This window comes from Arthrobacter sp. SlRoot2-15 (assembly GCF_059739345.1).
Genome location: NZ_AP046058.1, coordinates 1393040 through 1411474 on the forward strand (window position 1 = coordinate 1393040; position 18435 = coordinate 1411474).

Below are 18435 nucleotides of genomic sequence, written 5' to 3' on the forward strand. Positions count from 1 at the left end.
GCTAGTGCGCCTTGGGGATGTGGCGCAGGGACAGCGCACAGCCGAGGATGAACAGGGCCACGGACCCCAGGATCATCAGCAGCGGCCCGGTCCACGAGTCCGAGACGCCGTGCACGTAGCCCAGCAGCGTGGGGGCCACGGCGCCGAAACTGTAGCCGGCGCCCTGGACGACGGCGGACATCCGGCCCGCCGATGCCTGGTCGCGGGCCAGCCGGATGATCGCAATAAAGATCAGGGTGATGCCGCCGCCCTGCGCCACCCCGCCGAATGATGACCAGAGCCACCACAGCTCGGGGGCCAGCAGCAGTCCCACGGGCACCGTCAGCCACAGCGCCCCCAGGGCGAGGCCCACCGCCGTCGTGCTGGCGAAGCGCGCCGCGAGCGGTACGCCCAGGCCGCCGGCGATCGCCAGGATCTGGAACAGTGAGGAGCCGGCCCCGGCCGCCGACGGCGCCAGGCCCAGCTCGTCGGCGAGCAGGCTGGGCAGCCATGCGGTCACGCCGTAGTAGGAGAACGCCTGGCCGGCGAAGCCCGCGGTCAGCGCCACGGTGATCCAGCGCGAGGCCGGCCGACCCGCTGCCCGGGTGGGATCCGTCCCCGGGATCGCCTCGGGCCGGAAGGAACGGGCCCCGACGGCCAGCACCCACACGGCGCCCGCCGCGAGCGCGAAGAGCGCGCACGCCGCGATCGCCGGACGCCAGCCCAGCAGTTCCGCCAGCGGAGCCGTGATCATGGACGTGGCAAAGGACCCGATGTTCAGCGCGGCAGTGTAGGTGCCCATGGCTGCGCCCTGTTGCGACGGGCTGAAGTCGCGCCGGATGATCAGCGGGACCACGATATTGCCGATCGTAATGGCGACGCCCAGGATCACGGTGCCCAGCATCACCAGCGCGCCGCCGTCCGCGGAACGGACCACGACGCCGAGGAGCACGCCCAGCAGGGTGAGCGTGATGGCGAACTCCGGGCCCAGTTTCCGGCCGGTGAGCGAGGCCAGCGGCGCGGCGAGCGCGAAGCAGAGCACCGGGATGCCGGTCAGGAAGCCGATTTCGACCGGCGAGAAGCCCAAGTCGCGCCGCATGTCGCCGACTACGGGAGCCACCGCGACGAACGGGCCGCGCATGTTGAGGGCGATCAGTCCGATCGCGATCATCAACAGCCAGCCACGCGGGCTCTTCACCGCCGCGTTCATCCGGCGATCCGCGGCCCAGCGGCGGAGCAGAAATATGTTTTCATTAGTCCCATTGCTATCACGGGCCGCCGCGGCCCGCGCGACGCCTCCGGAACATGACGGCCTGGGCTTCACGAACTGCGGGCCCCCGGCCAGCGGACTAGGGTTCTTGGCATGACGCACCTGATCCGGCCGGCCACCGCCGACGACGCCGCCGCGCTGGCCGAACTCGCCGCCGTCACCTTCCCGCTCGCCTGCCCGCCGGAATCCCGGCCCGAGGACATCGCCGCGCACCTGGCCAACACGCTCAGCGAAGCCAACTTCCGCGGCTACCTCGCCGATCCGGATGTCACGGTCCTTGTCATCGACGCCGGCGGGGAGCTTCGCGGCTACAGCCTGCTCGTGGACAGGCGCACGCAGGATGCCGAGGTGGCCGCGGCCCTGGGCGGTGGGCGGAGTGTGGAGCTGAGCAAGTGCTACGTCCACCCCGACCATCACGGGATCGGCGCAGCGGCCGAACTCATGCACGCCAGCGTGGCCGCGGCAGAGGGCATGGGCGCCGCCGGCCTCTGGCTCGGCGTCAACAGCCAGAATGCCCGGGCCATCAGGTTCTATGAGAAGTCGGGCTTCCGGAAAGTCGGCACGAAGTCATTCACGCTGGGGGCCACCGTGGAACACGACTTCGTGATGGAACGCCCGATCGCCCCCTGACGCGGTCCCCCACGCGCGAACGCGCGAACGGGGTGCGGGAATGGTCCGGGCGCGTGCGCGGTTGTCGCCAGCATGAAGATTGAGATCTGGTCCGACGTGGCCTGCCCCTGGTGCTACATCGGCAAGCGCCGCTTTGAAACCGCCCTCGCGGCGTTCCCGCACCGCGACGAGGTCGAGGTGCAGTGGCGCAGCTTCCAGCTGGATCCCTCCCTGCCGGAGCACTACGACGGCACCGAACTGGACTACCTGAGCACCCGCAAGGGCATGGCCCCTGATCAGGTCGCCGGCATGTTCGAGCACGTGGCCTCCCTGGCAGGCGCCGAGGGCCTCACCTACCGTTTCGACGCCGTCGTGGTGGCCAACAGCTTCACCGCGCACCGCCTGATCCACCTCGCCGCGGCCCACGGGAAGCAGGACGCGGCGAAGGAACGGCTGCTCAGCGACCACTTCGAGCACGGCAAGGACATCGGCAGCCGCGATTACCTCACCTCGCTCGGCCTCGACCTCGGGATTGGCGCCGGCGAACTGGACGAGCTGTTCGGCTCGGACAAGTACGCCGACGACGTCCGGCACGACTTCGCGGAGGCCCGCGCCCTCGGCATCAGCGGAGTGCCGTTCTTCGTGATCGACCGCAAATACGGGCTCTCGGGCGCCCAGCCCGCGGAAACCTTCAGCGCGGCCCTCGACCAGGCCTGGCAGGAAAGCCACCCGCTCGTGATGGCCGACGCCGGAGCCGACGCCGGAGCGGACGCCGGCGCGGACGCCGGTGCGTGTGGCCCGGACGGCTGCGCCGTCTGAAGCCCCGGGCTGAGGCCCGGGCCGCCGCCAGCCAGCCCGTAACCTAGGCGGGCTGCGCCAGGCCGGCCGGGGCGTCCGCCCCGAGGCCCGGCGTCGCGGCGCACCGGACAATGTCCAGCGCCTCGACATCGAGCAGCTTCCGGGCACCGGTCCGGGCGTCCAGGATCCAGAACAGTTCCATCAGCGGGATGGTCTGCATGACCCGTCCGCGGTGGAACAGCTTGCCGTTGTGCCACGCCTCGATCTGGTCCCCCGCGGCCAGTTCCTCGCACGTCCGGATCGTCGTGCCATTCGCATCCATTGCCAGTTCCTCCCCCTCGGCGCCCCGCCGTCGGGGAGCCGTTGCCACCAGCATGCCCGGGCGATGTTTCGCCCGGGTTTCCGGGGTGTGAGGTTCTCGCGTCGGGAAGATCGAGGCGCGGGAGGGCTACCGCGGGACTGCCCCGCCACCCGGGCCGGAACCTGGCCGCTTTTACTGACAGATGGGACTAAAGTGTCCGTATGCCCAGGATTTCGGCCGCGAGCAACGCCGCCCAACGTGCCGAGACGCAGCGCCGCATCCTGACCGCCTTCGGCGAACTGCTCTTCACGCACGGGCTGCCGGGCCTGACCATGACCGACGTCGCCCGGCACGCCCGGATCGGCCGCACGGCCGTCTACAACTACTACGCGGACATTGAAGAACTGCTCATCGCCTACGCCCTGGATGAGACCGAGCGCTTCCTGGTCGAGCTGCGTGATTCGCTCGCGTCGCTGGAGAACCCGGTGGAGCGCCTGGCCCTTTATGTGCGCGCGCAGGTGGCCGACCTGAGCCGGCGGCACCTGCCGCCGGGCCCGGCCATGGGCGCCGTCCTGTCCCCGGCGTCCTTCGCCAAACTGGCGGACCATGTGGGCGAACTCAGCCTCCTGCTCCAGGGCATCCTGCGCGACGGCATGGCACAGGGGTTCCTTCCCGAGGCGGACATCACCCAGCTCGCCCAGCTCATCCACGGCACTCTCTCCTCAAGCGCCGCCCGGGGCGACGGGGCCGGCGCGGAGCCGGAGGCGGAAGCACGGATCGCCCGGACGGTGCGGTTCATCCAGCTGGGCGCCGGTGCCAGGTTCGACGACGCCGGCCACCCCCTCCGCAGCGCCGCGTAGCCGCGTTCGGCGTCGGACCGTTCAGCCGGAAACGCGGCGGCGGCTCAGGGTTTCGGGCTGGGCGGCACGAGGGTCGGCACGACTGGCCACTTGGGGTCGTCCACGACGCGGCGCGTTTCCCGCGGGCAGCTGAGCTTGCCGGGCGTCTGGTCCACGAGTTCCGGTTTGGCCAGGTCCTTGAAGTCGCCGGTGATGATGACGTCCACGCTCGGGTCGCTGCGGCCGTCCTGGACGTAGTCCGAGCCAGGTAGGTTGCGCTGGACGCTGAACGCCGCGGACTGGCCGGCGGCACCGGATACTACGAGCGCCACCCCGCGGTAACCGGACTGGGTGTTGCCCACCGCACCCACCACGAACTTGCGGGCCACAAACTCATCGGCCACCGTCCGGGCCAGCCCCGGGCGGCTTGTCGAGTTGTAGACGTTGAGGTTGATCTTGTCGTGCGGTGTGTAGTCGAACGACGCATCCGGGCACTGCGACGCGGCCGCCTGGCTTCGTTCCGCCGTCGGGATCTTGATTTGGCCGTTCATGATGGCGAGGGCCACCACAATGGCGGCGGTGACCAGGCCAACCAGGAGCACCAGGACCACCCCGTGCAGGATCCGCCGTCGCATCCGCACCGGGTTTTCCAGCTCGTCCTGCTCCACGAACGTGGCCCGCAGCTCGGGGCCGGTGATGACGTGGTGCCCGTGCAGGACAGTCGGGTCCTTTGGCGTCCTAGCCATTTATCACCAGGACGCGGGCGTGGATCGCGGTGCGCTGGTGCAGTGCGGTGCGGACTGCACGGTGCAGCCCGTCCTCGAGATAGAGCACGCCGCGGAACTCCACCACGTGCGGGAACAGGTCCCCGAAGAAGGTCGAGTCCTCGGCCAGCAGGGCCTCGAGGTCGAGGGTGCGCTTGGTGGTCACGAGTTCGTCGAGCCGGACCGGGCGCGGCGGCAGTGCCGCCCAGTCCTTGGGCGTGTTGAAACCATGGTCGGGGTACGGGCGTCCCTCGCCCACAGCTTTAAAGATCACCATGCAAGCCTATGGAAGATCCCTGGCCAGGGGAATCACAGAGGCCACGGCGCCGGAGGTTGTGGCCAAACAGTGACCATTTGTCACTCCGTTGCCGTAACGGCCGGGGCGAACCGGCGTCCCGGCTGAGAGAATGGGGGCATGACTGCACCCGAGACCTCTGCCCTGCCGCCCTCGGCCCCGCCGCTGGCGCTGCTGCTCGACGTCGACGGTCCGGTGGCGAGCCCGCAGACCCGCACCGTCCAGCCCGGCATCATCGCGGACCTCCTTGCCCTGGCGTCCGCCGGGATTCCGGTCATCTTCAACACCGGCCGTTCGGACGCCTTCATCCGCGAGCAGGTGATGGAGCCGATGATCGCCGCCGGAATGCCGGCGGGGCTCCTCATCCACGCCATCTGCGAGAAGGGCGCGGTGTGGTTCAGCTACACCGCCGCCGGGCCCGGCCCTGTCCATGTGGACCGGGCCCTCGCCATCCCCACCGCGTTCGGCGACGACGTGCGCCGGCTCGTGGCGGAGGACTACGCCAGCCACATGTTCTACGACGAGACCAAGCTGGCCATGGTCTCCGTGGAGCAGCACGTCGCCGTCGCCAACTCCGACTACCGCGAGGAACAGGCACTGTTCGATGCCGACGCCATGGACCTGATGCGCCGCCACGGCCTGGGGGTGGTGCGGCTGGACCACCACGCCCCGGACAGCGACGACCAGGTCGACTATCGTGTGGACCCCACCATCATCTCCACCGACATCGAATCCGTCCGGCTGGGCAAGGACCTGGGCGCCAGCCGCGCCGTCGAGCTGCTGGCGGCCCAGGGCATCACCCCGCAGGCCTGGCGGACCGTCGGCGACTCGCGCACGGACTACGCCATGGCCGACTGGCTGCACCACAACGACCACCCGGTGAAGCACGTGGACGTCCGTCCCGCCGACGGCATTCCGGTCAAGCCCTACGCGGTCCTGACCGCCGCCGACCTGGGCCTGGGCGCCGAGGTCATCCACGACGACGCCGGCGCGGCGTTCCTAAGCCACTGGCGCGCCGCCCTGGCCGGCTGATTTTCCGGCTGGTTTTCTCGGCCGGGACGCCGGTTTAGCGGGCGTTTTTGTGCCCCGCGATATCATGCAGTTAAAGATCCACGCACCTTCCACAGCTCGGAGAAACGACATTTCAGACGCATTGATCCAGGACGAGATTTACTACGGCAGCCAGGCCGGCGACGAGGACCACGCCCACGCGGAGGTAACTTCGGCGGCCGCCGTCGCCAGGTTCCGCACCCGCCCCGACGTGGTGCGCCGGCACGGCCGGTATGCGCTGATCAATGACAACCGCACGCCGTACCAGGCCATGGTTGAGGACCTGTTGTTCCTGCGCTCGGTGCTGGCCGGGGCCAACTTGGACTACCTGCTAGTCCGCGGCAACAACGACCGTCCGGTCATTGCGGTGGACTGGAAGAACCGCCGGGAGCTGCGCGCCGCCCTGGTCGAGGCCTGCCGGGACGAGCCGTTCTACTCAATGACCGTGGACGCCAAGAAGAAGTCCTCGGTGCTCGTGGCCGACGGAGAGCTGTCGCCGAACCGCCAGGGCCGCATCTTCCGGCTGTACCGGCCCCGGGTGGAACTGGAGGGCGGCCTCGAGTTCGGCGCCTCGGCCGGGGTCCAGCTGGAGCTCTGGAGCTTCGAGGGCGACCAGCTGATCCTGCCGATCGAAAACTCGCTGACCCGGCGGACCCTGCTGGCGCAGGACGCGGTCCGCGGCACCGTGGAACGCTACGGCCACACCTGGCCCACCATCGAGAACATGTTCGCCGACCATGCCAGCGACATCAACTTCGATATCGATCTGGTGTTCTCCTGGGTCGACGGCAGCTCCCCCGAGTACATCGCCGCCCGCCGGGCCCGGATGGCGGGCGTCACCGTGGGCGAGGGCGATGACCACGAGGCCCGCTTCCGCCAGATCAACGAACTGAAGTACGCGCTGCGCTCGGTCTACATGTTCGCGCCGTGGATTCGGCGGATCTTCATCGCCACGGACTCCCCCGCCCCGTCCTGGCTCGCGGACCACCCGAGCGTCACGATCGTGCGCAGCGAGGAGTTCTTCGCCGATCCTTCGGTGCTGCCGACGCACAATTCCCAGGCGGTTGAGTCCCAGCTCCACCACATCGAGGGCCTGTCCGAACATTTCCTGTATTCCAATGACGACATGTTCTTTGGCCGTGCCGTGCGGCCGGACATGTTCTTCACCCCGGGCGGGATCACCAAGTTCATCGAGGCGGAAACGCGCATCGGCCTCGGCGACAACGCCGCGGAGCGCAGCGGCTTCGAAAACGCGGCGCGGGTGAACCGGAAGCTGCTCTGGGACCGTTTCGGCCGGATCACCACCCGCCATCTCGAACACACCGCCGCGCCGCTCCGGCGCAGCGTGGTGGCCCGGATGGAGCAGGAGTTCCCGGACGAGTTCGCGAAGACGGCGGCCAGCAGGTTCCGCGGCGCGGACAACATCTCGGTGACGAATTCGTTCTACCACTACTACGCGCTGCTGACCGGCCGGGCCGTGACCCAGACGGCGGCGAAGGTGAGGTACGTGGACACCACGGCGCGGGCCGGCCTGAACTACCTGCCCAAGCTGCTCTCGAAGCGGAACATGGACTTCTTCTGCCTCAACGACGGAAGTTTCCCGGAGGTACCGGCCGAGGAGCGCGCCGAACTCGTGACGGAGTTCCTGGAGAAGTACTTCCCGATCAAGGCGCCCTGGGAAAAGTAGCGGCGCGGCCTGTCACGGCGCTGCCCCTCACAGCGGGAACCGTTGCGGCGGGAACCGCGGGCGGCTAGTTGAGCGTCGTCATCCGGCGGTCCCGGGATGCCTTCGCCGGGTCCTCCGGCCGCGCCTGGGCCGGGATCCGGATGCCTGCGGCGGCAATCCGCCGCTGGGTTTCCTCCGCGGTGACGAACTCGCCCACCGCCGGCAGGGTGTCCCCCACTTGCACCACGGAGTGCACGATCGTGTGCTCGTAGACGTGGACCAGGTTGAAGGACTGCCCGCTGTCCCGGCCCCGGCTTCCGCCCACGGGCACATTCAGGTCCTGCGTGTAGCAGGTGGCCGACGCAACCGAGACGGGGATGCCGGCGAAGGTGGCCGACGTCGAATAGTGCAGGTGGCCGCCCAGGATGGTGCGCACGTCGGAGTTGCGCAGCACGCCGGCGAGAGCCGATTGGCCGCGGAGTTCAACCAGCACGGCCAGGTCCAGCACGGAGGGCACCGGCGGGTGGTGCAGGGCCAGGATGGTTCCGTCGGGCGCCGGGGTGGCGAGTTCAGCGGCGAGCCATTCCAGCTGCGCCGGGCTGAGTTCACCGTGGTGGAAGCCCGGCACCGAGGTGTCCAGGGTGATGATCCGCAGGCCGTCGATGAAGTAGCTGTGGTCCACGGGGGCGTCGTCGGCCGGCTGGTCCAGGAGCCCGGTGCGGAAGTTGGCCCGGTCGTCGTGGTTGCCCATCGCCCAGATGACCTTGGCGCCCATCGCCTTGCAGGCCGGGTCGACGATGGTGCGGAGCTTCGCATACGCCTCCGCTTCGCCGCGGTCGGCCAGATCGCCGGTGAACACGACGGCTTCAGGGCGCGCGCCGGAGGCGCGGACCTGCTCGAAAAGTTGTCTGAGCCGGGAGTCGCTGTCCACCACACCGTGCAGAGGATCCGGGCCTCCCAGCAAATGCGGATCGCTCAAGTGGAGTAGAAAATGCCGTGGCCGGGGGTGCTCGGCCTCGATGAGCTCCATTGCAACCTTCCTGGTTGGGTGGAGGCAGATGTCTCCAGCGTCCCTCTCAGTAATATCTATCCAACCAGACATTCGGACAGCAATGTGCAAACTCAAGTAGGCATGTTTGGAAAAAGGCAATAATCGGGTGTTCCGGCGGACACATACCTACTCTGGCATATGTAGGTTGGTGTCCGCCGGAAAGTGGATTACTCGGTCGGTTGGCGGCTAGCTCAGGTAGCCGTTCGGATTGAGCACATACTTCGTTGCGGCGCCGGCGTCGAACTCGGCGTAGCCCTTCGGTGCGTCCTCCAGGGTGATCGACTTGGCGTTGACGTTTTTGGCGATGTGGACCCGGTCGTGCAGGATCGCCATCATCAACCCGCGGTTGTACTTCATCACCGGGCACTGCCCCGTGGTGAAGCTCAGCGATTTCGCCCAGCCGGTGCCCAGGCTGAGGGAGAGGGCACCCTTCTTGGCTGCCTCGTCCACCCCGCCCGGGTCGCCGGTGACGTAGAGCCCGGGAATGCCGAGCGCGCCGCCCGCCGCGGTGAGTTCCATCAGGGAGTTCAGCACGGTCGCCGGCGCTTCCTTTGCGTCGTGGCCGTGGCCCTTGGCCTCGAAGCCGACGGCGTCCACGCCGCAGTCGACCTCGGGCACGCCGAGGATTTGCTCGATCTGGTCCGCCGGGCCGCCCTTGGACAAGTCGACCGTCTCGCACCCGAAGCTGCGTGCCTGCTTCAGCCGGTCCTCGTTCATGTCACCGACAATGACGACGGCAGCGCCCAGCAGCTGCGCGCTTGTTGCGGCCGCCAGCCCAACCGGGCCGGCCCCGGCAACATAAACAGTGGAACCGACGCCGACGCCGGCAGTGACGGCGCCGTGGAAGCCGGTGGGGAAGATATCCGAGAGCATGGTCAGGTCCATGATCTTCTCGAGGGCCTGGTCCCGGTCCGGGAACTTCAGCAGGTTCCAATCCGCATATGGGACCAGCACGTAGTTGGCCTGGCCGCCGACCCAGCCGCCCATGTCCACGTACCCGTAGGCGCTTCCCGGGCGGTCGGGGTTGACGTTCAGGCAGATGCCGGTCTTGCGCTCCTTGCAGTTCCGGCAGCGTCCGCAGGCGATGTTGAAGGGGACGGAACAGATGTCCCCCACCTTGATGAATTCGACGTCCGGGCCCACTTCCACGACCTCGCCGGTGATTTCGTGGCCGAGCACCAGGTCGGTAGGGGCGGTGGTACGGCCGCGGACCATGTGCTGGTCTGAGCCGCAGATGTTCGTGGCAACGGTTTTGAGGATTACGCCATGGCGCACCGAACGGCCCACGTTGGCGGGGTTGACCCCCGGGCCGTCTTTGAGCTCGAAGGTGGGGTAGTCGATGTCGATCAGTTCGACTTTTCCTGGCCCCTTGTAGGCAACGGCTTTGTTTCCTGTCATCACTTTCCTCCTGGTTTCACGGACCCCAATGCTGAGTGCCCAGTTGTGATTCACGAAGCTTGCTGATGCGCCCTCCACTGGCCTGCGTCGGCTGCGCTGCCAACGGGCGGACGCGTTCGCGCCGCGGGTGAGGCCGGAATGTTGGAGGGTTTCGTCAGTCTAGGCCGGAAGCATGCTTACAAATAGGGTCCGTTGTCCCCTTGCGCTTCCGGCGGTCTTACCGGAAGCGCCGCCAGGCGGGGCAGGGGGATGCCCAGGCGGGGCTCAGGCGAGGGCCTGCCGGACCGCCTCGATGACCTCCGGCGAGTCGGGCTCGACGGTGGGGGCGAAGCGGGCGACGATCTCGCCGTCGCGGTTGACCAGGAACTTTTCGAAGTTCCACTTCACCAGCCCCGGCAGCAGGCCGTTCTTGAACTTGGTCAGCCGGGCGTAGAGCGGGTGCTGGCGCCGGCCCCGGACGTCCGCCTTGGTGGTAAGCGGGAACGTCACCCCGAAGTTGCGCTGGCAGAACTCCGCGATCTCGTCGTCCGCGCCCGGCTCCTGCCCGGCGAACTGGTTGCAGGGGACGCCGAGAACCGTGAAACCTTCCTCGCGGAACTTGTTGTGGAGGGCCTCCAGGCCGGCGTACTGCGGCGTGAAGCCGCACTGGGAGGCCACGTTAACCACCAGCACCACTTGGCCCCGGAAACGGCCAAAGTCCGTTTCGGTGCCGTCGTTGAGGGTCAGCGGGATGGAGTGCAGGGCTGTCATGGGGAGTTTCCTCGCGGGTTCGGGTGCAGGGGGCAGTTCACCCTGTGATTCGACGCCGGGGCGCCCCCGTATGGGTGCGGGCGCTGCCGCGGATTTCGGCCTGGTTACGGCGTCGGCGAGGCGGTGGGCGCCAGGGATGCTGTCGGCTCCGTCGCGGCCGTCTCCTGCGGGGTCGCCGTCACGGTCGGCGCCGGCGCGGTCGCGGGCGCTGTGGAGGGCGCGGTGGCCGGCGCGGTGGCCGGCGCGGTGGCCGGCTGCGTCACCGCGGCGGCGGGGGCCGACGACGGTTCGGTCACCGTCGGCGTCGGCACCGGCACCGGCGTGACGGTGGCGGCGGGCGCCGCAGCCGTCGTGGTGGGCGTTGTCGTCGGCGTGACGGTGGGCGTCGCGGTCTCGGTCGGCGTCGGCGTCACGGTGGGCGTCGCGGTCTCGGTCGGCGTCGGCGTCGGCGTCCGCGTCCCGGATGGCGTCGCGGTCTCGGATGGCGTCGCGGTCTCGGTCGGCGTCGGCGTCGGCGTCCCGGATGGCGTCGCGGTCTCGGACGGCGTCGGCGTGGTTCCCGCCAGCGGGGCCGTCGTCGTCGCCGATCCCTTGACCGCGGAAACAGGTGACTCCTGCACCCCGCCGGTCACTGCCCGGGGACGGTTTTCGGTGACGGGGACCGCCCAGTCCGTACCGGTGCTGTCCGTGGTGCCGGCGTCCGGGCTGTAGCTGACCATCTGGATGTCATCGAGCCGGTCCACTTGGCGGGTGGGCAGGAACTGCCAGTCCAGCGGGTTGGTGTGCGAGCCGTTCACGATCGTTTCGAAGTGGAGGTGGCAGCCGGTTGAGGAGCCTGTTGTGCCGACCTTGGCAATGACCTCGTCCACGCCCACCGATTCGCCCTTCTTCACGGCGATGCCTTCCAGATGGTTGTACGTGGTGATCAGGCCGTTGCCGTGGTCGATTTCCACCCGGTTTCCGCCACCCCAGGGATGCCATCCGACCGCCCGGACCACCCCGGCGTCGGCCGAATACACCAGGGTTCCGCATGGGGCGGCAAAGTCCTGGCCCCAGTGGAATTCCCCGGCGGTTCCGGTCAGCGGACTGGTGCGCAGGCCGAACGGGGACGATTCCACGAGCACTTCGAGCGGAGCCATCAGGAAGCCTTTGGGCGGACGCGACAGCCCAGCCGAGGCCACACGGAGCTCGACCTTGCCTTCCTTGGACGCAGTCTGCACCGTGGTCCGGGCGAAGGAAACGAGGGCGCGGGCGTCCGCGGTCAACGCATCGGGAGCAGCCGGGGCAGGCGCCCCGACATCCGACGCGGTACTCCCGGGCTCCAGGAGTCCCGGTCCCACCGACCCCGTGGCCAGCGTCGGCTGCGGCGCTTCCCGCGCGGAGGTTCCAGCTGGCGCGGGGGAACCAAAGACAAGCACGGCCAGGCTAAGGCCTGTTGTCGCCGCGAGGGCGCGGCGGACTACCCTTGCAGTTTTGGACAGCTCACTCGTTGAGTTTCCCCAGTGTTTTCCCACGACGTGACTCCTGCATTCTGTCCGCCAGACCCCAATCTCGACGGACTCACCCTCCTATGGGAACACAATCGACCGGGTCTGTGAACCTCCGAAATCCTCGGTTTCCGGTGACTCCGCGGCATCTTCCGGTCACCGTTCGGCGACTTGGGTGTCGTCCCAGTAGCGCCCCGCAGGCAAGCGCGTAGGACCCGGCCCGGGCCGGGTAAGAATAGGAGTATGCGCAATGTCCTCAGGCAGTGGCAGGCCGAGCTCAAGCAGACGTTCACCGGGACCAGGGATGCAGTGCCGGAATGGGTGCCCCGGCTGGCCGACGGCGACGACGCCGGCTATCACCTTCCCGGGTCCGCCGTCTGGGCCGTGCACGGGGACATGCCAACGATTGTCGCCGGCATCCGTGCACTGCTGATGCAGGCGCTGCACCCCGGCGCGCTGGCCGGTGTGCACGACCATTCCCGCTTCCGCGAAGACCCGTTGGGCCGGCTCGCCGGGACCATCCGGTGGATCTTCACCGTCACCTACGGGTCCACCGATGCGGCCCGTGCCGCCTCCGGCTGGGTGTTGCGTGTGCACGAGTCGGTGCGCGGGGACTACCTCGACGGCCACGGGGTGCGCCGGCCCTACGCGGCGAACGACCCGGAACTGCTCCGCTGGGTGCACATCGCCTTTACCGATGCCTTCCTGTCCGCGCACAAGCTCTGGGGCAGGCCGATCCCGGGCGGCCCGGACGCCTATGTGCGCGAATGGGCGCAGGCGGGAAGACTGATGGGGGTCGAGACGCCGCCGCTGAGCGAAGCGGAGATGCGCCGGCAGCTCGAACGCTGGTACGACGACGGCGAACTGAGTTCCGGGGACAAGGTCGCTGAAACCGTGGCCTTCATCCGCGATCCCCCGCTTCACCCGGTCCTCAGGCCCGGATATCGGGTGCTGTTCGCTGCGGCGGTGGCCAGCCTCGAGCCCAAATACCGGGACATGCTGGGGCTGCGGCCCGCACGGCTGGGGCCATTCCCGCTGCCGGTAAAGCTGGCGACGAAGGCCACGCTCGGCGTCGTCCATCTTGCCCTGGGCAGGGTTGGCCCCAGCGAACAGGCCGCCCGCCAACGGCTTCGCCGCCTGGGGTACCGGGGTTAGCTAGGCAGGTTAGCAGGGTCTGGCCGGGCCAACCGGGGCCAGGCTAACCGGGGCCAGGCCGGAGCAGGCCTGGCCCGGCCTGCTCCGGTGGCGGCGGCGGGGTTCCGCTGCGGTTTCAGACGGGCGCTCCCCGGATCCGGGCCGCGCGGGTCCGAATCCGTAGCGCATTCTGGGTTAAGCAAAAAGGCCCCGGTCCAAGGGACCGGGGCCAAGCGCGGAGAATGGGGGATTTGAACCCCCGAGGGCGTTAACCCAACACGCGTTCCAGGCGTGCGCCATAGGCCGCTAGGCGAATTCTCCAGTAGCTTCTGAATCAAAAGCAGATACTAGACTACCTGACATTCCCGGCTTCGCCCAATTCAGCCCGCCGGCTGCCGCCACCGGACATGTCCAGCGCTCACGGCGGGCATTGGACATAATCGGCATATGCCCACTCCACGGCTCGAAGAATAGGCATGCCCAACCCTTCGCCGTCCGGCCAGCCTCCGACGCGGGATGGACATGTCCGGCGCTCACGGCACAGGTTGGACATAGCCCCAATATGCCCACTCCATGGCTCGAAAGACGGGCATGTCCAACCCTTCGCCCTCCGGCCAACCTCCCCCGAAGGATGGGCATGTCCGTCGGGCCACCCAAGCCCAATGAGCCGGATTCGGGGCACACCCGATCGTCGGGTAAAGTAGTCGTCGGCCCCTCATGTGGCGTCATCCTGTTGAACTCCCCCAGGACCGGAAGGTAGCAAGGGTAAATGGGCTCTGGCGGGTGCATGGGGGGTCTTTTATGTCTGAGCCGATTGGTAGGGTTTAGCTGTGACTGTTACTACCGCTCTTTACCGCAGATACCGCCCCGATTCGTTCGCGGACGTTATCGGGCAGGAACACGTCACCGACCCGCTGATGACGGCCCTGCGGAAGAACCGCGTCAACCACGCCTACCTCTTCTCCGGCCCCCGCGGCTGCGGCAAAACCACCTCCGCCCGCATCCTGGCGCGTTGCCTGAACTGCGCCGAGGGCCCCACGGACACCCCCTGCGGCGTGTGCCCCAGCTGCGTTGAACTCGCCCGCGGCGGTGCGGGCTCGCTCGACGTGATCGAGATCGACGCCGCCAGCCACGGCGGTGTGGACGACGCCCGCGACCTGCGCGAACGCGCCACCTACGCCCCGGTCCGCGACCGCTACAAGATCTTCATCATTGACGAAGCCCACATGGTCACTTCGGCTGGCTTCAACGCGCTGCTCAAAATCGTCGAAGAGCCGCCGGAACACATCAAGTTCATCTTCGCCACCACGGAGCCGGACAAGGTGATCGGCACCATCCGGTCGCGCACCCACCACTACCCGTTCCGGCTGGTCCCGCCGGAACCCCTCATGGCGTACCTTGAACTGCTCTGCAAGCAGGAGAACGTCCCCGTGGCTCCCGGCGTGCTCTCGCTCGTCATCCGCGCCGGCGGCGGCTCTGTGCGCGACTCGCTCTCCGTGCTGGACCAACTCATGGCCGGCGCGGGCGCGAACGGACTGGACTACGAACTGGCCGTGGCCCTGCTGGGTTACACCCACGCCTCCCTGCTCGACGACGTCGTCGAGGCCGTGGCCGCCTCCGACGCCGCCACGGTGTTCCGCGCCGTGGACCGCGTCATCCAGACCGGCCACGATCCCCGCCGCTTCGTCGAGGACCTGCTGGAGCGCTTCCGGGACCTGATCATCGTGCAGGCCATGCCGGAGAGCGCCCAGTCGATCCTCCGCGGCATGCCCGCGGACCAGATCGCGCGGATGCAGAACCAGGCCCACAACCTCGGCGCGTCCGAACTCTCCCGCGCGGCCGACGTAACCAACACCGCCCTGACCGAGATGACCGGTGCGACGTCCCCGCGCCTGCACCTTGAGCTGCTCTGCGCCCGCATCCTGCTGCCCAGCTCGGAGCAGACCGAACGCGGCATCGCCGCCCGCATCGACCGGGTGGAGCGGCGCCTGAACTACGCCGGGAACGACGTCGGCGCACCCGCCGCGGGACCAGCCCCTTCCGCGCCGGCCGCGGCTCCCGCCCCGGTTTCGGCACCCGCGGCCCCACCCGGCGAGGTAAGCCGCCCCGAGCAGGCGCCGCGCGCTTCCGCGCCGGCGGACGCGGCCACGACCACCCCGCCACCCTCGGTGCAGACCGCGCGTCCGGCGGCCGACGGCCGAGCAGACGCCCCCGCCGCCGCGCCCGCAACGGCACCCGCCCCGGCAGCCGCCGCACCTGCCGGCTCCGGCCCCGACGTCGAGGTCCTCCGCCGCGCCTGGCCCGAGATCCTGCAGACCCTGACAAAGATCAAGCGCAGCACGTGGGCACTCGTCGAACCCAACGCGCAGGTCGGACACTTCGAGGGCCAGGAACTGACACTGTCCTTCACCACTTCCGGGCTCGCGGGCGCCTTTGGCCGCGCGGACCACGCCGAGAACCTGCGCCAGGCGATCCACAAAACGATCGGCATCGACTGCCAGATCACGGCCGTGGCCGGCGGAGCCAACAGCGCAGCGAGCTCTGAGCCAAACCCAAAAGCGCCCACTAGCCGGGAGGACGCCCCGGCCACGGAGGCGGATGTTGCATGGGGCCTGGCCCCGGCCATGCCCGGCGCGCCGGCGGCCCCACTGGCGGCCGGAAGAGACGCGAGCCCTACGCCCGCTTCGGCCGCGACGACGGCCGCCCCGGTACCGGAGCCGGCCCTGCAGCCCGCACCCCAGCCCGGCGCGGTGGCAGCCCCGCCGTCGGCCGTAAAAGACGCGAGTCCTGCGCCCGCCGCGGCGTCCGGAGGCGCGGATCCCGATGCAGGCGGTTCGTACTCCTACCCTGATGACGACTGGGGGTCGCCGCGGGACGAAGACGCGCCTCCCCTGGACGAGGAGCCGCCGATGGACTGGGACCCCCAGTCCGCGGCGTCAGTCCGGCCTTCGTCCACTGTCCGCCCCGCGGCGTCCGCACCTTCCGCGCCCGGGCGTACCGCGCCACGTGCCCGCTCCGGCGGCAGCGCGGCAGGCACAGCGCCCGCACCGGCCGACATCGCGCCCGCCCCGGATACCTCCGCTGACCCGTGGGCACGCGCCGTCGAGCAGTCCCCCGGGGTCTGGAGCGTCGGCACAGAACTGAACGTGGGGCGGCACTCCGTCCCGGAGGCCACACAGGAGGCCACCCAGCAGGCCGCTCCGCAGCCCGCGCAGCGCAGTGCGGAGCCGGAGTCGCCGCATTACGAACCTGCGGCTGCGCAGATTCCGGAGCCTGTCGGCGCCGTCCCGGGCGGATCAGGTCATGCCGGTGCCGCGCAGCGTACGCCCGCGCCGCAGCCCGTCCCGGCTGCCGCCGTGTCCGCCGTCATCACGGCGGCAGCCTCCCCGGTGGTGGCCACGGCTCCGGTCGGCGCGCCGGCTGCGTCCGCGCGGCAGAGTCTCTACCAGCGACTGTCCAACAGCCCCGAGGCGGAGGCCGGGCGGGCCAAGGCACCCGCCCGCGCCGCCGTCGCGGCCACGAGCTACGAACAGGACGTGCCCAGCGCTGACGACGAGACGATCGAGGAATCGGGCGTCTTCGGCCGCGCCGCCGTCGAGCGTATTCTGGGCGGGAAGCTGCTTGAGGAACGTTCGCTGGACGGAAGCCCGCTGGCGCCGCGCTTCTAGCCTTTTGGCGGCCTCCACGGCCCGCTACTCCCCCAAACGAACGAGGACATTGTGTACGAAGGTGCAGTTCAGGAGCTGATCGATGAGCTCGGCCGCCTCCCCGGCGTCGGGCCCAAGTCGGCCCAGCGGCTGGCCTTCCACATCCTCGAAGCCGACCCGCAGGATATGAAGCGCTTGGTTGAGGCCATCACCACGGTCAAGGAGCGGGTGAAGTTCTGCACCGTCTGCGGCAACGTCACCGAGCAGGAACTGTGCAACATCTGCCGGGACCCGCGCCGCGACCCCTCGGTGATCTGCGTTGTGGAGGAGTCCAAGGACGTCCTGGCGGTGGAGCGCACGCGGTCGTTCCGCGGCCGGTACCACGTGCTCGGCGGCGCCATTAATCCGATTGCCGGGATCGGCCCGGAACAGCTGCGGATCCGGGAGCTGCTCACGCGGCTTAACGACGGCGCCATCCAGGAAATCATCATCGCCACCGACCCCAACCTTGAGGGCGAGGCGACCGCCACCTACCTCGCTCGGATGCTCAAGTCCATTGGCATCGCCGTCACCCGGCTCGCATCCGGGCTTCCCGTCGGCGGAGACCTCGAGTACGCCGACGAAGTGACCCTGGGCCGCGCCTTCGAGGGTCGCCGCAACGCCCTGAGCTGACGCTTAGTGACGGTACTCCGCGGCGTCCCCGCGCCCCTGCGCACCGAACGCCTGATCGTGCGGCCGTTGACCGCCGACGACGATGCAGCCGTCCTGCCGTTCCGCGGCGACCCGGAAGCCGTGCGGTACCTCTCCCACACGGCACTCAGCGCGGAGGAGAACACGGCCCGGGTGCGGAAGGTGCTGGCGGCATCGGCCGCGTCCACCCCGGAGTGGTTCAACTTCGGCTGGGTCATCCAGCTCCAGTCCACCGGCGAGGTGATCGGCGACGCCCGGACGTGGAACTCCGACGCACCCCCTGCGCCCGGCCGGGTCCCGGCGCACGCGGCGAGCCTCGGCTACATCCTGCACCCGGACCACCACGGCCGGGGCCTCGGCCGGGAAGCCGCCGCGGCCCTGGTGGAGTGGTTGTTCAGCGCCCGCGGAAGCCGGACCGTCTTCGCGGGCGTTTACGAACCGAACCTGCCCTCGCGCAGGCTGCTCGAAAGCCTGGGGTTCCGGCAGGACCACTACTTCACCGCGGCCGAGGACAGGGCCGGAAAGAGCCTCCCGTCCTGGCGCTACCGGCTCGACCGGCCCGAATAACCGGGCTGGCACGTCCGGCCCGCGACCCGAATGGCGCCTGCGCCGCATGCCCGCCGGTCATGCCCGTCCGGTCCGCCCAGGATTGGACATGTGCAACGTCCCCGCAGGGCATGCCCAACCGGTCCGCCCAAGAATGGACA

The 18435-nt window shown here is 69.2% G+C and carries 17 protein-coding genes, 1 tRNA gene and 1 other RNA gene; 10 read left to right on the forward strand and 9 right to left on the reverse strand.

The window, feature by feature from the left end:
* Nucleotide 1: 1 nt before the first annotated feature.
* Nucleotides 2-1189: an MFS transporter gene (locus AC6I9V_RS06260; protein WP_497898739.1), complete on the reverse strand. Its 1188-nt coding sequence runs from the start codon at nt 1187-1189 to the stop codon at nt 2-4.
* Nucleotides 1190-1342: 153 nt separating this feature from the next.
* Here AC6I9V_RS06260 and AC6I9V_RS06265 point away from each other — a divergent pair, with 153 nt between their 5' ends.
* Both AC6I9V_RS06265 and AC6I9V_RS06270 read left to right on the forward strand, forming a co-directional pair.
* Nucleotides 1343-1879, forward strand: a complete 537-nt coding sequence (locus tag AC6I9V_RS06265; protein WP_497898740.1) for a GNAT family N-acetyltransferase — start codon at nt 1343-1345, stop codon at nt 1877-1879.
* A gap of 72 nt (nt 1880-1951) precedes the next feature.
* On the forward strand, nt 1952-2677 hold the full coding sequence (locus tag AC6I9V_RS06270; protein WP_497898741.1) for a DsbA family oxidoreductase: 726 nt from the start codon (nt 1952-1954) through the stop codon (nt 2675-2677).
* A 43-nt stretch (nt 2678-2720) separates the two neighbouring features.
* Here the strand turns inward: AC6I9V_RS06270 and AC6I9V_RS06275 are convergent, their stop codons facing one another.
* On the reverse strand, nt 2721-2978 hold the full coding sequence (locus tag AC6I9V_RS06275) for a hypothetical protein (protein WP_497898742.1): 258 nt from the start codon (nt 2976-2978) through the stop codon (nt 2721-2723).
* Nucleotides 2979-3178: 200 nt separating this feature from the next.
* Between AC6I9V_RS06275 and AC6I9V_RS06280 the strand changes: the two genes are divergently transcribed.
* Nucleotides 3179-3817: a TetR/AcrR family transcriptional regulator gene (locus AC6I9V_RS06280; RefSeq protein WP_497898743.1), complete on the forward strand. Its 639-nt coding sequence runs from the start codon at nt 3179-3181 to the stop codon at nt 3815-3817.
* Between the two features lie 44 nt (nt 3818-3861).
* Here AC6I9V_RS06280 and AC6I9V_RS06285 read toward each other — a convergent pair whose 3' ends face one another.
* Nucleotides 3862-4542, reverse strand: a complete 681-nt coding sequence (locus tag AC6I9V_RS06285; RefSeq protein WP_497898744.1) for a LytR C-terminal domain-containing protein — start codon at nt 4540-4542, stop codon at nt 3862-3864.
* Nucleotides 4535-4834 carry a type II toxin-antitoxin system VapB family antitoxin gene (locus AC6I9V_RS06290; protein ID WP_175322235.1) on the reverse strand — a complete coding sequence of 100 codons (300 nt, stop codon included), beginning with the start codon at nt 4832-4834 and terminating at the stop codon, nt 4535-4537. The genes AC6I9V_RS06285 and AC6I9V_RS06290 overlap by 8 nt, the downstream gene beginning before the upstream one ends.
* 141 nt (nt 4835-4975) lie before the next feature.
* Between AC6I9V_RS06290 and AC6I9V_RS06295 the strand changes: the two genes are divergently transcribed.
* Together AC6I9V_RS06295 and AC6I9V_RS06300 are read left to right on the forward strand one after the other, a co-directional pair.
* Nucleotides 4976-5887, forward strand: coding sequence for a hypothetical protein (locus AC6I9V_RS06295; protein WP_497898745.1), 912 nt, complete (start codon nt 4976-4978; stop codon nt 5885-5887).
* A 64-nt stretch (nt 5888-5951) separates the two neighbouring features.
* The gene (locus AC6I9V_RS06300; RefSeq protein ID WP_497898746.1) at nt 5952-7592 is read left to right on the forward strand and encodes a stealth family protein; all 1641 of its coding nucleotides are present in this window, start codon (nt 5952-5954) and stop codon (nt 7590-7592) included.
* A 64-nt stretch (nt 7593-7656) separates the two neighbouring features.
* Here AC6I9V_RS06300 and AC6I9V_RS06305 read toward each other — a convergent pair whose 3' ends face one another.
* The 4 genes from AC6I9V_RS06305 to AC6I9V_RS06320 all read right to left on the reverse strand — a co-directional run bounded on the left by AC6I9V_RS06305 (nt 7657) and on the right by AC6I9V_RS06320 (nt 12188).
* Nucleotides 7657-8601 (reverse strand): phosphodiesterase, encoded by a 945-nt coding sequence (locus AC6I9V_RS06305; RefSeq protein WP_497898747.1) that lies wholly within the window; start codon nt 8599-8601, stop codon nt 7657-7659.
* Nucleotides 8602-8808: 207 nt separating this feature from the next.
* A complete protein-coding gene (fdhA, locus tag AC6I9V_RS06310; RefSeq protein WP_349413605.1) occupies nt 8809-10020 on the reverse strand; it encodes a formaldehyde dehydrogenase, glutathione-independent in 1212 nt (403 codons plus the stop codon).
* 264 nt (nt 10021-10284) lie between these two features.
* Complete coding sequence (locus tag AC6I9V_RS06315) at nt 10285-10770, reverse strand: glutathione peroxidase (RefSeq protein ID WP_349413604.1); 486 nt, start codon at nt 10768-10770, stop codon at nt 10285-10287.
* 104 nt (nt 10771-10874) lie between these two features.
* Entirely contained in the window at nt 10875-12188 is a 1314-nt protein-coding gene (locus AC6I9V_RS06320; RefSeq protein ID WP_497898748.1) for a M23 family metallopeptidase, read from the reverse strand.
* Nucleotides 12189-12500: 312 nt separating this feature from the next.
* Between AC6I9V_RS06320 and AC6I9V_RS06325 the strand changes: the two genes are divergently transcribed.
* Nucleotides 12501-13412 (forward strand): oxygenase MpaB family protein, encoded by a 912-nt coding sequence (locus tag AC6I9V_RS06325; RefSeq protein WP_497898749.1) that lies wholly within the window; start codon nt 12501-12503, stop codon nt 13410-13412.
* A 215-nt stretch (nt 13413-13627) separates the two neighbouring features.
* Here AC6I9V_RS06325 and AC6I9V_RS06330 read toward each other — a convergent pair.
* Nucleotides 13628-13712, reverse strand: a tRNA-Ser gene (locus AC6I9V_RS06330).
* Between the two features lie 385 nt (nt 13713-14097).
* On the opposite strand from AC6I9V_RS06330, the gene ffs reads away from it, so the two are divergent.
* From ffs to AC6I9V_RS06350, 4 genes are all read left to right on the forward strand, one after another.
* An RNA gene (gene ffs / locus AC6I9V_RS06335) (signal recognition particle sRNA small type) lies at nt 14098-14194 on the forward strand.
* Between the two features lie 27 nt (nt 14195-14221).
* A complete protein-coding gene (locus tag AC6I9V_RS06340) occupies nt 14222-17059 on the forward strand; it encodes a DNA polymerase III subunit gamma and tau (protein ID WP_497898750.1) in 2838 nt (945 codons plus the stop codon).
* Nucleotides 17060-17110: 51 nt separating this feature from the next.
* Complete coding sequence (recR, locus tag AC6I9V_RS06345) at nt 17111-17710, forward strand: recombination mediator RecR (RefSeq protein WP_146335883.1); 600 nt, start codon at nt 17111-17113, stop codon at nt 17708-17710.
* A 6-nt stretch (nt 17711-17716) separates the two neighbouring features.
* Nucleotides 17717-18295: a GNAT family N-acetyltransferase gene (locus tag AC6I9V_RS06350; protein ID WP_349413598.1), complete on the forward strand. Its 579-nt coding sequence runs from the start codon at nt 17717-17719 to the stop codon at nt 18293-18295.
* The last annotated feature ends 140 nt before the right edge of the window (nt 18296-18435 follow it).